The organism is Thauera sp. K11, from assembly GCF_002354895.1.
In the GTDB taxonomy this organism is placed as follows: Bacteria; Pseudomonadota; Gammaproteobacteria; order Burkholderiales; family Rhodocyclaceae; genus Thauera; species Thauera sinica.
On sequence record NZ_CP023439.1, the window covers coordinates 3,099,456 to 3,113,298 of the forward strand.

General features: G+C 71.1%; 8 protein-coding genes. 4 read left to right on the top strand and 4 right to left on the bottom strand.

Annotated features, from left to right (window positions below):
- Nucleotides 1-12: 12 nt before the first annotated feature.
- Both CCZ27_RS13500 and CCZ27_RS13505 read left to right on the top strand, forming a co-directional pair.
- Nucleotides 13-207, top strand: a complete 195-nt coding sequence (locus CCZ27_RS13500; protein ID WP_096448955.1) for a hypothetical protein — start codon at nt 13-15, stop codon at nt 205-207.
- The gene (locus CCZ27_RS13505) at nt 194-1,291 is read left to right on the top strand and encodes a PA0069 family radical SAM protein (protein ID WP_096448957.1); all 1,098 of its coding nucleotides are present in this window, start codon (nt 194-196) and stop codon (nt 1,289-1,291) included. Before CCZ27_RS13500 ends, CCZ27_RS13505 begins: the two co-directional genes overlap by 14 nt.
- A gap of 44 nt (nt 1,292-1,335) precedes the next feature.
- Here CCZ27_RS13505 and CCZ27_RS13510 read toward each other — a convergent pair whose 3' ends face one another.
- From CCZ27_RS13510 to CCZ27_RS13525, 4 genes are all read right to left on the bottom strand, one after another.
- Nucleotides 1,336-2,592, bottom strand: a complete 1,257-nt coding sequence (locus tag CCZ27_RS13510) for an HD-GYP domain-containing protein (protein ID WP_157748583.1) — start codon at nt 2,590-2,592, stop codon at nt 1,336-1,338.
- A 254-nt stretch (nt 2,593-2,846) separates the two neighbouring features.
- Nucleotides 2,847-4,292 carry a metalloprotease TldD gene (gene tldD / locus CCZ27_RS13515; RefSeq protein ID WP_096448961.1) on the bottom strand — a complete coding sequence of 482 codons (1,446 nt, stop codon included), beginning with the start codon at nt 4,290-4,292 and terminating at the stop codon, nt 2,847-2,849.
- Between the two features lie 94 nt (nt 4,293-4,386).
- The gene (locus CCZ27_RS13520) at nt 4,387-5,229 is read right to left on the bottom strand and encodes a carbon-nitrogen hydrolase family protein (protein WP_096448963.1); all 843 of its coding nucleotides are present in this window, start codon (nt 5,227-5,229) and stop codon (nt 4,387-4,389) included.
- Between the two features lie 57 nt (nt 5,230-5,286).
- Nucleotides 5,287-9,222, bottom strand: coding sequence for a YhdP family protein (locus CCZ27_RS13525; protein WP_096448965.1), 3,936 nt, complete (start codon nt 9,220-9,222; stop codon nt 5,287-5,289).
- Nucleotides 9,223-9,462: 240 nt separating this feature from the next.
- On the opposite strand from CCZ27_RS13525, the gene glnE reads away from it, so the two are divergent.
- Complete coding sequence (gene glnE / locus CCZ27_RS13530) at nt 9,463-12,225, top strand: bifunctional [glutamate--ammonia ligase]-adenylyl-L-tyrosine phosphorylase/[glutamate--ammonia-ligase] adenylyltransferase (protein WP_096448967.1); 2,763 nt, start codon at nt 9,463-9,465, stop codon at nt 12,223-12,225.
- A 101-nt stretch (nt 12,226-12,326) separates the two neighbouring features.
- Entirely contained in the window at nt 12,327-13,841 is a 1,515-nt protein-coding gene (locus tag CCZ27_RS13535) for a CYTH and CHAD domain-containing protein (RefSeq protein WP_096448969.1), read from the top strand.
- Nucleotides 13,842-13,843 lie beyond the last annotated feature (2 nt).

Consider the following 13,843-nt stretch of genomic DNA (forward strand, 5'->3'; position numbering starts at 1 on the left):
AAGGAGCACCGCATGATCACACGCCAGACAGTTGCCGCCATTCTGACCACCACCGCGATCGCGTTCTCGATCAGCACGCCGGCCCGCGCCGTCAGTCTCGCCGAGGCTTATGCCGCGCGCAACGCGCCCCACTCCGACAGCCGCGACAATCAGCCGCTTGACGCGGCAGCGGGCGAGGCCGAAACTCGGCCTCATGCATGTAAATAATTACAGTCCATCCACTCTCACCGCCACGCCGCGCGGCCGCGGCACCGGCCTGCGCCCGGACGGCCGCTTCCTGCGATGGCAGCGCGCCGCGTTCGACGACGGCTGGGCGCCGGAGGATTCCGGCGCCCCGGCGCGGGTGGCGACCCGGCTGCACATCGATCGCGCGAAGCACGTCATCACCTACAACCGCTCTCCCGACGTTCCCTTCGACCGCTCCATCAATCCCTACCGCGGCTGCGAACATGCCTGCGTGTATTGCTTCGCACGGCCGAGCCACGCCTATCTGGACCTGTCGCCGGGGCTCGATTTCGAAACGCAACTGTTCTGGAAACCCGACGCCGCGGCGATCCTGCGCCGCGAACTGGCCGCGCCGGGCTATCGCTGCGCGCCGATCGCGGTCGGCGTCAACACCGACGCCTGGCAGCCGGTGGAACGGCACACCGGCCTCACCCGCAGCATCCTCGAGGTATTGCTGGAAGCGCGCCATCCGGTGAGCCTGATCACGAAGTCCGCACTCATCGAGCGCGACCTGGACCTGCTTGCCGGGTTCGCACACGACGGCCTGGTGCAGGTGATGGTGTCGGTCACCACGCTCGACGACGAGCTCGCCCGCAGGATGGAACCGCGCGCCGCGCGCCCGGCAAGACGCATCGAGACCATACGCCGGCTGCACGAAGCCGGTGTGCCCGTCGGGGTGCTGTGCGCGCCCCTGATCCCGGCCCTCAACGACCATGAACTCGAAGCCGTCATAGACGCGGCCTGCGCGGCCGGTGCGGACAGCGCAGGCTACGTGGTGCTGCGGCTGCCGTACGAACTCAGGACCCTGTTCACCGACTGGCTCGAGCGCAATGCGCCCGAGCGGGCGCGCCACGTCATGAGCCTGCTCACCGATCTGCGCGGCGGCAGGCAGAACGATCCGCGCTTCGGCCATCGCATGCGCGGCACCGGCGTGCTGGCAGACCTGTACCGGCAGCGCCTCGCCCGCCTGCAACGCAGGCACGGACTCGGGCGGATGCGGCGCGACCTCGACACCTCGCTGTTCCGCCCGCCGCGCGAGGCCGGCCCGCAGCTCGCGCTCTTCTGACGCGCCGTCCCGGGGCCGGCGCTCGCCGCGACGGCGACCGCCGCTCAGGCCCCGGTCCCACGCAATAGCGCGAGCAGTTCGGCGGCGACGCCGGCGGCCTCGTCATCGACCAGTGCGACCAGGGCCGCACGGCGTTCGATTTCGTTGGCGATGTCGAGCATCAGCCACTTCAGCTCGTCCATGGTGGCGGCGAACTCGGATGCGACCTCCGGGTCCTCGCGGATCACGTCGACGAGGGCATCGTGATACTCGGGGCTCATCCCGGAGTTATGCACCAGCGCGCGCAGCATGGCGATCCGCTCCCGCACGAAGGCGAGTTCCTGCGCACCGTCCGGGCGCCCTTCCAGGCGCTCGATCAGGCCGGGCGAATCGGCGAAGAGCCTCTCGAACCGCGCCAGTTGGGCGGTCGGATCGAGCGCAGGGGGCCGGATGTCGGGAGACGGCTGCCCGATGAGCAGCAGTTCTCGCAGGGTGTGCGTCACCTCGGTGTCGAAGCGCTGGTGATTGAGGCGCAGCAGCACGTCCACCCGGCGCGGATCACCGCGCCGCACCAGCCCCTCGGTCACCTCGGCCACGCACAGGATGCGGGCGAACGCATGGATGCGCCCGCCGCTCAGGCCCGCCGGGTAGCCGCTGCCGTCGAGCCGCTCGTGATGCTGCAGCACCGCCTGCAGCGTCGCGTTCGAGATCGAAGGCACGTCGCACAGCAGCACGTAGCCGGTCACCGGATGCACATGGATGAAGCGCCGTTCCTGGAGCGTGATGCTGTGGCCGGGCGCGAGCAGTTCGGGGTCGGTATGCATCTCGCCCAGGTCATGACACAGCGCGGCGATCAGCAGGTCGTTCAGGTCCCGCCTCGGCACGTTCATGCGTACGGCCAGCGCATAGGTGATCAGCGCGATGCGCAGGCTGTGGTCGAACAGCGCGCTGCGCATCTCGCGCATCACCGTCAGCCGGAACATGATCGGCGCCGGCAGCGGCAGCGCGCCCAGGCACTGGCGAAAGCCCAGCGGATCACCCGAGCGCTCGGCGAGCGTGGCCATCACGGAGTCCGAGGCGAGCAGCTTGTTCGCCTCGAAGGCGAGCTGCGTCGAGTCGACCTGATTCTCCGCCGACAGGGCGAGATCGAGCGGCGCACGCAGCTTGTGCCGGCACAAGAGGTCGATGTAGCTCCGATCGACGCTCGCCCCGCGCGCCAGCAGCTTCATGCCGTTGGAAGCGTAGATGTCCTCGTGGGCGACGATCGACTGGCGCTCCCCCATCTCGGTCACCGAGCGGACGTAGTGGGGGCGTTGATCCACGGGTTCGGCCAGATCAGCCGGAATCGACGCTAGGGACATGATGGCGGCAGGGGGCTTATGTGTCCGCCATCTTACCCGAACGCTCCCGGCCGACGGCCGGCGATGGGGCAGACATGGGGTCAAAGATCACGCCGGGCAGGGCTCTGTCCCCACCCGCGCAGCCCATTCTGGGCACGAAGGGCGTAGATGCCCCGGCACGTCCCGCTTCCTTCCCACGCAGCGGGTACGCCTGCCGCCGGGCGCCCGCCTGCCACTCAGGCAGTGCCGCCCACCGTCAGGCCGTCGATGCGCAGCGTCGGCTGGCCCACGCCCACCGGCACGCTCTGCCCATCCTTGCCGCAGGTCCCGACGCCCGGGTCCAGCGCCATGTCGTTGCCGATCATGCTGACACGCGTCAGCACGTCCGGACCATTGCCGATCAGCGTCGCGCCCTTCACCGGGCGGGTGACCTTGCCGTTCTCGATCAGGTATGCCTCGGCGGTGGAAAACACGAACTTGCCCGACGTGATGTCGACTTGTCCGCCGCCGAAGTTCACCGCGTACAGCCCCTTCTTCACCGACTTGATGATCTCCTGCGGATCGCGTTCGCCGTTCAGCATGTAGGTGTTGGTCATGCGCGGCAGCGGCAGGTGGGCGAAGGACTCGCGCCGGCCGTTGCCGGTGGGGGCCATGCCCATCAGGCGCGCGTTCATCATGTCCTGCATGTAGCCGGTGAGGATGCCGTCCTCGATCAGCACGGTGCGCCGCGTCGGGTTGCCCTCGTCGTCGATCGTCAGCGAGCCGCGGCGATCGGGCAGCGTGCCGTCGTCCACCACGGTGACGCCCCTGGCCGCCACCTGCTGGCCGATGCGGCCGGAGAAGGCCGAGCTGCCTTTGCGGTTGAAGTCGCCCTCCAGCCCGTGGCCGATGGCCTCGTGCAGCAGGATGCCCGGCCAGCCCGGGCCGAGCACCACCGGCATCGTGCCCGCGGGTGCCGGTGCGGCGCCCAGGTTGACGCGCGCCTGATGCACCGCGGCGCGCGCATAGTCATGCAGACGGTCGTCGCAGAAGTAGCCGTAGTCGTAGCGCCCGCCGCCGCCGGCGCTGCCCTGCTCGCGGCGGCCGTCCTCTTCCATGATCACGGTGATCGACACCCGCACCAGCGGCCGCACGTCGGCCGCCATGTGGCCGTCGCTGCGCGCCACCAGCACGACCTCCCAGGAACCGGCGATGTGGGCCATGACCTGGGTCACGCGCGGGTCCTCGGCGCGCGCCATGCCTTCCAGGCGTTCGAGCAGTTGCACCTTGGCGGTGTCGTCGAGGGAATCGAGCGGATCGTCGCCGCGGTAGAGGCGTGGCTTGGTCCTGGCCGCCTCGATCGCCACCTTGCGCCGGCCGCCGGCATCGGCGATGGCGCGTGTCGCGGTGGCCGCACCGGCCAGCGCGTCGAGCGAGATGTCGTCGGAATAGGCGAAGGCCGTCTTGTCGCCGCTGATCGCGCGCACGCCCACACCCTGCTCGATGTCGAAGCTGCCCGACTTCACGATGCCTTCTTCCAGGCTCCATGCCTCGGAGCGCTGGTACTGGAAGTACAGATCGGCGTAGTCGAGGCGGTGCTTCATCAGCTTGCCGAAGACCTTCTCGAGCTTGGCGTCGTCCAGGTCGTAGGGCGACAGCAGATAGCGTTCGGCAACCTTGAGGGGGTTCTTTGTCTTGCTCATGAGGATTCCATGGTCACGTTGCCCGGTTGGACCGGGTTGGCGCAAAAACGATCTCCGTTTCCGGATGCGCGGGCCGCGCGCCGGCCGGCGGCGTTCAGAGGCGGCGATGCCGCAGCGCCGGCAGGCTTTCGCGCACCGAGGCAAGGCGCACCGGGTCGAGGTCCGCCAGCACCACGCCGGGGCCTTCGTCCTGGCAGGCGAGGATCTCGCCCCACGGGTCGACGATCATCGTGTGGCCCCAGGTGACGCGCCCGCTGGGATGGCGTCCGCCCTGCGCCGGCGCCATCACGTAGCACAGGTTCTCGATGGCGCGCGCGCGCAGCAGCACTTCCCAGTGCGCGCGGCCGGTCGTGTAGGTGAAGGCGGACGGCAGGATGATCAGGTTGACCTCGCCGAATGCCCTGAACAGCTCGGGAAACCGCAGGTCGTAGCAGACCGACAGGCCCGTCGAGCCGGCCGGGGAAGCGAAACGCACCACCTCGCGGCCCGGCTCGATCGTCGCCGCCTCGTCGTAGCGTTCGCTCCCGCGCTGGAAGCCGAACAGATGGATCTTGTCGTAGCGCGCCACCCGCCGGCCCTGGTCGTCGAACACCAGCGTGGTGTTGCGCACCTTGTCGTCGACGCCCGCCACCAGGGGCAGCGTGCCGCCGACCAGCCATACGCCGTGGCGGCGGGCGGCGTCGGCGAGGAAAGACTGGATCGGGCCTTCGCCGTCCGTCTCGCGAAAGCGCACCTTGTCGCGCTCGTCGCCCGAGATCAGCGGAAAGTACTCGGGCAGGGCCACCAGCCGTGCCCCCGCGGCCGCGGCCTCGCCGATCAGGCGCCCGGCGGTGGCGAGGTTCTCGCCCACGTCGGGGCCCGATACGGTCTGGATCGCGGCGATGCGGATGGTGCCGCCCGCCGGGGCGCTGTCGCTGGACGTCTGCTGGGAACTCATCGTGTCGTCTTGCTCGGAACGCGCATGCGCGCGCTCGGGTTGGAGTATTCGGCCGCGCTAGCGCTCGTTTCCGCCGCGGCCCGGGGCGAGATCGGCCGCAGCGCTGCCCGACTTGCTCACCACCGGATCGTCCCACGTCCCGGTGATGGTGTATTCATAGGCGAAGAACTTCTCGATCGGGTCGCTCAGCACCTTCTGCGCCACGTAGGCCACGACCCCCGCCACCGGATTGACCAAGCCCGCCGCCGCGCCGACCGCCACCGATTCGGACAGCGTGGGCTGCACGGCCACCTTCAGGTCCTGCGTTTCCGCCTCGATGTCGGCTGATCCGCGCATCCGGATGCGCGCCGCCGGGCCGCGGATCTCGAGGTCGTCGGTGCGCAGCACGCCGCGGGCGACGTCGATGCTACCGGAAATGCGATCGAAGGCGAATCCCGACGAAAACACGTCGCGGAAATCGAGCGTGATGCGCCGCGGCAGCGCCTGCAGGCTGAGGATGCCGAGCAGCCGGCCGACCCCCGGCTCCAGCTTGTTGAACTGGCCGTCCCTGGCCTCCAGCGTCATGCTGCCCGACAGCGACGGGAAGTCGATGCGCGTCGGCGCGCCGCGCCAGCTCAGCTTTCCCGCCAGCGTCGCCTGCCCGCCGCGAACCGCGTCGGGATAGCCGAAGCGGCGCGAGAAGCGCCCGACGTCGGGCGTCTCCAGCCTGAAATCGAGGTCGGTGAGCTGGCGTCCGGCCGCCTGCCAGCGTCCGGAGCTCGTCAGGCGGCCGTCGGCATTGGCCACCGACAGGCGTTCGAGCTGCCACAGCCCGCCGCGGTTGCGCGCGACGACTTCGAGCCGGCCGAGTTCCTTGCCGTGCAGCGAGAAGCGGTCGGCGACGATGTCGACGCCGGGCAGCCGGCGCGGCGGCGCCTCGTCCGGCGCGGCGGCGGACTTCGCGTGCTCGTCGCCGTCGCTGCCCACCGTCAGGTGGCGGAAATGCGCATTCAGCGTACCGTCCCCCGCGTGGCGCCAGTCGAATTCGCCCACCGCGAGGTCGCTGTCCAGGCGCGCCTTCCAGCCGCCGGCGTCGGCGAGCGCGCGCAACTGGACGCCCTTCAGCGTCTGGCCGAAGGCCCGCACCTCGCGCGCCTGCATCGCCACGCCGGCAAGCGCCAGCGCCGGCTCGCCAGCCGGCGCCGCATCGGCGCCGGCCGGTGCGTCGCCATCGGTCGTCAGCGCACGCCGCCATGCATCCACGTCGAGGCTGTCGAACTCGGCCGTCACCATCACGCCCTTCTCCGCGCCGCGCACCGGCTGCAGGATGCCGACCCCGCCGCGCCACGCCGATCCGCCGGCCGCGTCCTTCTGCAGCCTGGCGGAGACGCGGCCGGCGAGGTCCGCCTCGAGACTCGGCGGCCCGCCGTCCGACGGATGGGCGAACTTCACGCGCAGCGGCCAGGATTCGTTTGCCGGCTTGTTGAAGGGCGCGGGCAGGCTGGTGCTCATCCCGTCCAGGTCCGACGTCACCAGCACCTCGGTGCCGGTCCGGCCGACGCGGATGTCGGCCTTCCACGGCGCGCTTCCCGACACGTGATCGGCCACCGTCCAGTCGGCCGCCTGCGGCCACTCCGCCCGCAGCGCGCCCAGGCTGGCCGCTCCGGCCGCTTCGAAGCGCACGCTGCCGTCGGCCTCGGTGCGCGCGGTCAGGCGCAGCGGCGCACCCAGCATCTGCGCGCGTGCCTCGGGAATCGCCAGCGCCTTCTCGGTGAAGGTCAGCCGGCCGCCGGCCGCATCGAGCGCCGGCAGGCCGTCGATCGGCCACAGCCGGTTGGCGGCAAAGCGATAGTCGCCGCGCACCGTCGTGTCGTTCGCGCTGCGCAGCGGCATGACCAGCCGCAGGTCCAGGGTGCCGCCGCCTTCCGCGCGCATGCCGTCGGTGAAATGGTCGATGTGGCCGGCGACCGGGCTCTCGGCGACGAAGCGCAGGAAATCCGCCGTCGGGCCCGTCGCCTTGCCGGTGATCGTCATGATCTCGCTCGGCAGCACGTCGAGATCGGGCACGTCGGCGACGACGCCGGCCAGTTGGACGCCGAAGATGCGCGCGCTGGGCGCCTCGATGCGCATGCCCGGCCCCTCGAAGCGCACTTCGCCATGGATGCCGTCGATCGCCGGCCAGCCCGGCGCATATTCGAGCAGCGCGTCGGCCAACTTGATCGACACCAGGAACTGCCCCTTGCCGTCGCGGAACGGGAAGTCGTCGAGCATGCCCTTGAGCCGCAGCCGGGCGTCCGGGACCACCGCGCGGCGAATCGCGCTGCGCACCCAGTTGTGGGTGTCGCGGTTGACCACGCGCGGCAGGTAGCGCCACACCGAGGTCCCTTCCACGCGGGTGAGGCGCGCCTGCAGATCGATCTCGCCCGCTCCCCCGGGCTGCGGCCAGTAGCGCCCCGACGCGCTGCCCGTGGCGTCGGCGTTGTCGAAACCCGCCGTATCGAGCGCGATCTCGAGCCGGCCGTCGCGGCGCTGCCAGCCGCCTTCGGCGCGCAGCACGGAGAAGTCCAGCCGCGACGACTCGAACACTTCCGGCAGGTCGAGGTGGACGTCGCGGCCGTCGATGCGGTAGCGGCCGCTGCGCTCGTTGCCTTCGACATGGCCCGACAGCCCGCCCAGCCCCGGCAGCCCGTCGTGCGCCGCGACGCCCACGCCGGCGAAGTCCCCGGCCAAGGTCCACGCCTCGGGCGCCGCCGCTTCGCCGCGCCAGTCCAGCCGCAGGCCGGACAGCTCGCCGCGCGGATCGAATCCAGCCAGGCGCGCGCGGACCGCGTCGCCGAACGGCAAGTAGGCCGCGAGCCCGGCCAGGGCGGCGAAATCGAGCCGGTTCGCGCGCAGGCTGCCCTGCGCCATCTTCCCGTCCGCCGCATTGCGCACCTGCAGCGAAAAATCGGTGGGCACCACGCGCAGCCCGCCGCCGGTCTCGAGAGCCAGTTGCCGGGTGGACACGTCGAAGCCGTCGGCACGCCGCGATACGCTCAGGCGCCCGGCGAGGCGGTTCAGGTGCAGTTCCGGCAAGGTGTCGCCGAGGCGCGTATCGACGGCACCGAGCGCGACGTCGGCCGTCACGGCAGCGGTCCGCGGCTCGTCGCCGTGCCGCTCGCCGAGGTCGACCCAGGCGCGCACGGCGCCTTCGCCCTGCAGCGGCAGCGGGTAGTCCACCCAGGCGCGCCAGCCGCCGAGGTTGGCGCGCTCCAGCGACAGGTACAGCCTGCCCGCGGCGCGCAGCGGGTCGTCCGCCGACAGACGCCGCAGTTCTCCGCGCACGTCCAGCATCGACGCCAGTGCCGCGGGCGGCTGCGCGAGCAGCGCGAAACGATGCATGCCGAAGCGGCGGTCGAGGCGGAAGTCGACGCGTTCGAGCTGCAGTTCGGGCGCACCGCGCAGCGCGTCGGTCCATGACACCGACGCATCGCGGACGACGATCTGCCCCTGGCCGAGCAGCCAGTCGAGCATGCCGCCGCCTCCGGCCTGCGCGCCGACGCGCAGGCCGGCGACGAAAAGACTGCCGTCGGCCTCGCGCCGCACCGCCAGCCTGGGCGAGTGGATCTCCAGCCGGCTGAAGTGCGGTGACAGTTGCAGCAGCGAGGCCCACGAAAAGCTGGCGTCGACGCGCGGCAGGTTCAGCGCCGGCCGCCCTTCGGCATCGGCGACGACGACGTCGTCGAGGTGCAGCCGCGGGCGCAGCCGGCTCCAGTCGCCATCGATGGCGCCGATCGACACCGGCAGGCCCAGCGCCTCGCTCGCTATCGCGGCGATGTCCCCGCGATAGCGGTCGATGCGCGGCAGCAGGACGTCCCGCACCAGCAGGACCGCCGTGCCGAGCACGAACCATGCGGCCAGCGCCAGCAGCCCCGCGGCGCGCAGCACCCGGCGCGCACGCGATGCGCTGCGCGCTTCGGCAGCGGGGTCCGCGGCGTCTGTCTGGTCGAGGGAGGACGGTGAGGGGTCGTTCATGCCATGTCGCCCGGCAGCCGGGTGCCGGAGGTGCGGTCCCTGCGGGACCGGTGGAGCCGGCGCAGCCGGTCGCATCGTGCCGCCGATCTCCGCGGCCTGCCCGCACGGGCCGGAGATACCCCGGCGAGCCAGCGGACACGGGCCCGGATAGAATCGGAACGCCGCCCCTGCGGGCCGTCCCGACACGCTGCAAACCGGCATTCTACCAACGATCGTCATCTCTCACCGGGAGTTCGACTCATGCCTTCCCAGCCCACCGCCGTCAACGACATGCTTCCCGGGCCGATCCGTGAGGCCGCCCGGCTGTCGCGTTTCCTGATGCGCATGCTGGACAGCCGCCCCTGGCTCGGTGCCCGGCTTGCCGCCAGCATCGGGCATGCGCTCGACGCCGACGCCATGCACGCCTTCCTCGACGAGCAGGAGGCCGCCGGCGGCGGCGCCGAGGCGGCGCTGCGGCCCGCGCTGCGCCACCTGCGCACCTGGGTGCTGTGCCACCTCGCCGTGCGCGACCTCGGCGGCCGCGCCGACCTCGCCGAAGTCACCGAAACGATGACGGTGCTCGCCGAGGTCGCGGTCCGCCGCGCCCACGACGTGCTGCGCGCCGCGCTGGTGCAGCGCTACGGCCTGCCGCTGTCGCCCACCGGCTGGGAGCAGGAGTTGCTGGTCATCGGCATGGGCAAGCTCGGCGGGCGCGAACTGAACGTGTCCTCCGACATCGACCTCATCTTCATCTACCCCGAGGACGGCGACACCGGCGGCGCCAAGGTGATCAGCAACTTCGAGTTCTTCGAGCGCCTCGGCAAGCAGTTGATCCAGGCGCTGGCGGAGGTGACCGAGCACGGCCAGGTGTTCCGGGTGGACATGCGGCTGCGGCCCAACGGCGACTCCGGCCCGCTCGTCGGCAGCTTCGACATGCTGGAGAACTACTTCATCACGCAGGGCCGCGAATGGGAGCGCTACGCCTGGATCAAGGCCCGGGTGCTGGCCGGCGAGCGCTGGCAGGAACTGGAGAACATCGCCCGCCCCTTCATCTTCCGCAAGTACCTCGACTTCGGCGCGGTCAACGCGATGCGCGACCTGCACGCCCAGATCCGCCGCGAGGTCGCGCGCCGCGACCGCGCCCACAACATCAAGCTGGGCCCCGGCGGCATCCGCGAGATCGAATTCATCGCCCAGGTGTTCCAGCTCATCCGCGGCGGGCGCGACGCCTCGCTGCAGATCCGGCCCACGCTGAAGGTCCTGTCGCTGCTGCCCGAGCGCGGCATCCTGTCGGCCGAGGCGGTGCGCGAACTCGGTGCGGCCTACGACTTCCTGCGCCGCCTCGAGCACCGGCTGCAGTACCTCGACGATGCGCAGACGCACGACCTGCCGGCCGGTGACGCCGACCGCGCGCTGATCGCGCGCGGCATGGGCTTTGCCGACTACGCGGCGCTGCTCGAGGTGCTGGACCGCCATCGCGCGGTGGTCAGCCGGCATTTCGACGCGGTGTTCGGCGACCCGTCGGAAGAGGACCACAGCCTGGACGCGGTGTGGAAGGCCGCCGAGGACACCGATCAATCCACCGCGGCGCTGGGCGAACTCGGCTACCGTCATCCGCGCGCCGCCGCCGCCCGCCTCGCCGCCATCCACGCCGGCCCGCGCTACAAGCAGTTGCCGAACAACATCAGGAGCCGGTTCGACGCGCTGATGCCGCGCGTCATCGAAGCCGCCGCGGCCACGCCCGGCGCCGACGACACGCTGGCGCGCTGCCTCGACCTGCTCGAGGCGATCGGCCGCCGCGGCGCCTACCTCGCGCTGCTGCAGCAGTATCCGCACGCCCTGCGCCGCGTCGCCGACCTCGTCGGCGCTTCGCGCTGGGCGGCACAGTACCTCACCCGCCACCCCATCCTGCTCGACGAACTGCTCGACCCGCGCGCGATGGAAACCGCCCCCGACTGGCCGTCCTTCCGCGCCGGGCTGGCCGCCGACCTCGATGCCCTCGAGCCGGACATGGAACGCCAGATGGACGTCATGCGCGAGCGCCATCACGCGCAGGAATTCCGCCTGCTGACGCAGGACATCGCCGGCCTGCTGACGGTGGAAAAGCTCGCCGACCACCTCTCCGAGCTTGCCGACATCATGCTCGACGTCACGCTGCCGCTGGTGTGGCGCAAGATCAAGATCCGCCACCGCGACGAGCCGAAGTTCGCGGTGATCAGCTACGGCAAGCTCGGCGGCAAGGAACTGGGCTACGCGTCCGACCTCGACATCGTGTTCCTGTACGACGATCCCTCCCTCGAAGCGGCCGAGGTCTATGGCCGGCTGGCACAGCGCACCAACACCTGGCTGTCCTCGCACACGGCCGCCGGCCAGTTGTTCGAGACCGATCTGCGCCTGCGGCCAAACGGCGAGTCCGGCTTCATCGCCTGCTCGCTGGATGCCTTCCGCAAGTATCAGCTCGAATCGGCCTGGGTGTGGGAACACCAGGCGCTGACGCGGGCGCGGTTCTCCGCCGGCGACCGCGCACTCGGCGAAGCCTTCGAGCGCATCCGCATCGAGGTGCTGCGGCTGCCGCGCGAACTCGCCCCGCTGCGCGCAGAGGTCCTGTCGATGCGGCGCAAGATGCGCGACGCGCACGGCGGCAAGAGCGAACTGTTCGACCTCAAGCACGACCGCGGCGGGCTCATCGACGTCGAGTTCCTGATCCAGTACCTCGTGCTCGGCCACTCGCACGCGCATCCGGAACTCACCGGCAACCTCGGCAACATCGCCCTGCTCGGCATCGCCGGCCGGCTCGGCCTGATCCCCGCCGACCTCGCGGCGGCCTGCGCCGACAGCTATCGGCAGATGCGCCGCCTGCAGCACCGCCAGCGCCTCAACGACCAGCCCTCGCGGATCGATCCCGCCGAGGCGCAGACGGCGCGCAGGCCGGTGATGGCGCTGTGGCAGGCGGTTTTCGGCGAGGAAGCGCCCGGCGCGGCCGGCACCATGCCGGCCGGCGTCCGTGGGACGGCCGAATTGTAATATTTCATGTCATGAAACAGCGCATGACGAAGCGGGAACGCCACGGCTAGAATCGCCGTCTTTCAGACAGACGGATTGCCGCCCGCCTCGAGGGCGCCGCCATGAGCCAGGAAATCGAACTCAAGCTCACACTTCCCCCGCGCGCCGTCGCCGCCCTGCGCCGCCACCCGCTGGTCGCTGCCGCGCCAAGGCTCGGTCCGGTGCAGACGCTGCACAACACCTACTACGACACGCCATCGCTCGACCTCAAGGCGCACAAGGTGGCGGTGCGCACCCGGCAGCTGGGCCGCAACCGGCTGCAGACGGTGAAGTGCGCCGCGGTATCCGGCGGCGGCCTGTCGCAGCGGCCGGAATGGGAACAGCCCTACGGCGGAACCTTCGATTTCTCGCAGGTGGACGCGCCCGCCACGGCCCGCCTGCTCGCCCGCCACGCCGCCGCGCTGGAGCCGGTGTTCACCACCCGCTTCCGCCGCGAAACCCGCCGCCACGAGCCGCGCACGGGGGTGAGCATCCTGCTGATGATCGACACCGGCAGCATCGAGGTCGCCACGCCCGACGGCGAAAAGCGCACCGACCTCATCAGCGAACTCGAACTCGAACTCGAACACGGCGCACCGGCCGACCTGCTCGAACTCGCCTGCGAACTCGCCCGCGATCTGCCGCTGATGCCGGCCGACGCGTCCAAGGCCGAACGCGGCTACCGCCTCTTCCTGCAGCAGCCGGCCACGCTGGCCCGCGCCGAGCCGTCGACGATCAGCGCCGACCAGGACGTGGTCGAAGCCTTCCGCACGCTGGCGCTGTCCTGCCTGCGCCAGTGGCAGGCCAATGCCAGCGCCGCCGCCCACAGCCACGATCCGGACTTCATCCACCAGTTGCGCGTGTCGCAGCGCCGCCTGCGCTCGCTGCTGAAAGCCTTCGCGCCCGCGCTGCCGGTGGAGTTCGTCGGCGAATGGAACGTGCGCCTGCGCGAAAACACCAACCGCTTCGGCGACGCGCGCGATCTCGACGTGCTGCATATGGAACTGATCGATCCGGTGCAACCGGAGGGGCTCCCCGACGCCGAGGGCATGGCGCGCCTGCTGCGGCTGGCGGCGGACGCCCGCACGGCCGCGCGGCGCAATGCCGAACGCAACCTGGACCCCGCCGCGCAGGGGCGCCTGATGCTGGAGTTCACCGCCGCCCTGCTGCGGCTGCCCACTGGCCCGCTGGCTGCCGCGGCCGACCTGCGTACCTTCGCCCGCCTGCGCCTGGCGCGCCTGCGCAAGCGCGGCCGGCGCCAGTTCGACGCCGCGGCGGGCCTGGTGCCGGTGCGCCTGCATGCACTGCGCATCAGCTTCAAGGAATTGCGCTACGGCATCGAGTTCTTCGCGCCGCTGTTTCCGGCGAAGGCGACCACGCGCTACATCGCCGCGCTGACGCGCGCGCAGGACACGCTGGGTTTTCTGCAGGACGTCGACATCGCGCACGGCCGGCTGGCCGCCTGGGCGGGCGAGAACGGCGGCCTGCGCGCCGCCGCCGCCTTCATCCTCGGCTGGCACGGGCCGCGCTACGCGCGCCTGCGCCGGCGCGTACTGCACGACTGTGAACCGTTGCTGTGGGGGAAGACGCCATGGTGAGC

Bases quoted from the DNA above. Each gene is read 5' to 3' on its own strand.
- glnE (WP_096448967.1), top strand. From the start codon at position 9,463: ATGCCTTCCCAGCCCACCGCCGTCAACGACATGCTTCCCGGGCCGATC.
- CCZ27_RS13500 (WP_096448955.1), top strand. From the start codon at position 13: ATGATCACACGCCAGACAGTTGCCGCCATTCTGACCACCACCGCGATC.
- CCZ27_RS13505 (WP_096448957.1), top strand. From the start codon at position 194: ATGCATGTAAATAATTACAGTCCATCCACTCTCACCGCCACGCCGCGC.
- CCZ27_RS13525 (WP_096448965.1), bottom strand. From the start codon at position 9,222: ATGAACGACCCCTCACCGTCCTCCCTCGACCAGACAGACGCCGCGGAC.
- tldD (WP_096448961.1), bottom strand. From the start codon at position 4,292: ATGAGCAAGACAAAGAACCCCCTCAAGGTTGCCGAACGCTATCTGCTG.
- CCZ27_RS13535 (WP_096448969.1), top strand. From the start codon at position 12,327: ATGAGCCAGGAAATCGAACTCAAGCTCACACTTCCCCCGCGCGCCGTC.
- CCZ27_RS13520 (WP_096448963.1), bottom strand. From the start codon at position 5,229: ATGAGTTCCCAGCAGACGTCCAGCGACAGCGCCCCGGCGGGCGGCACC.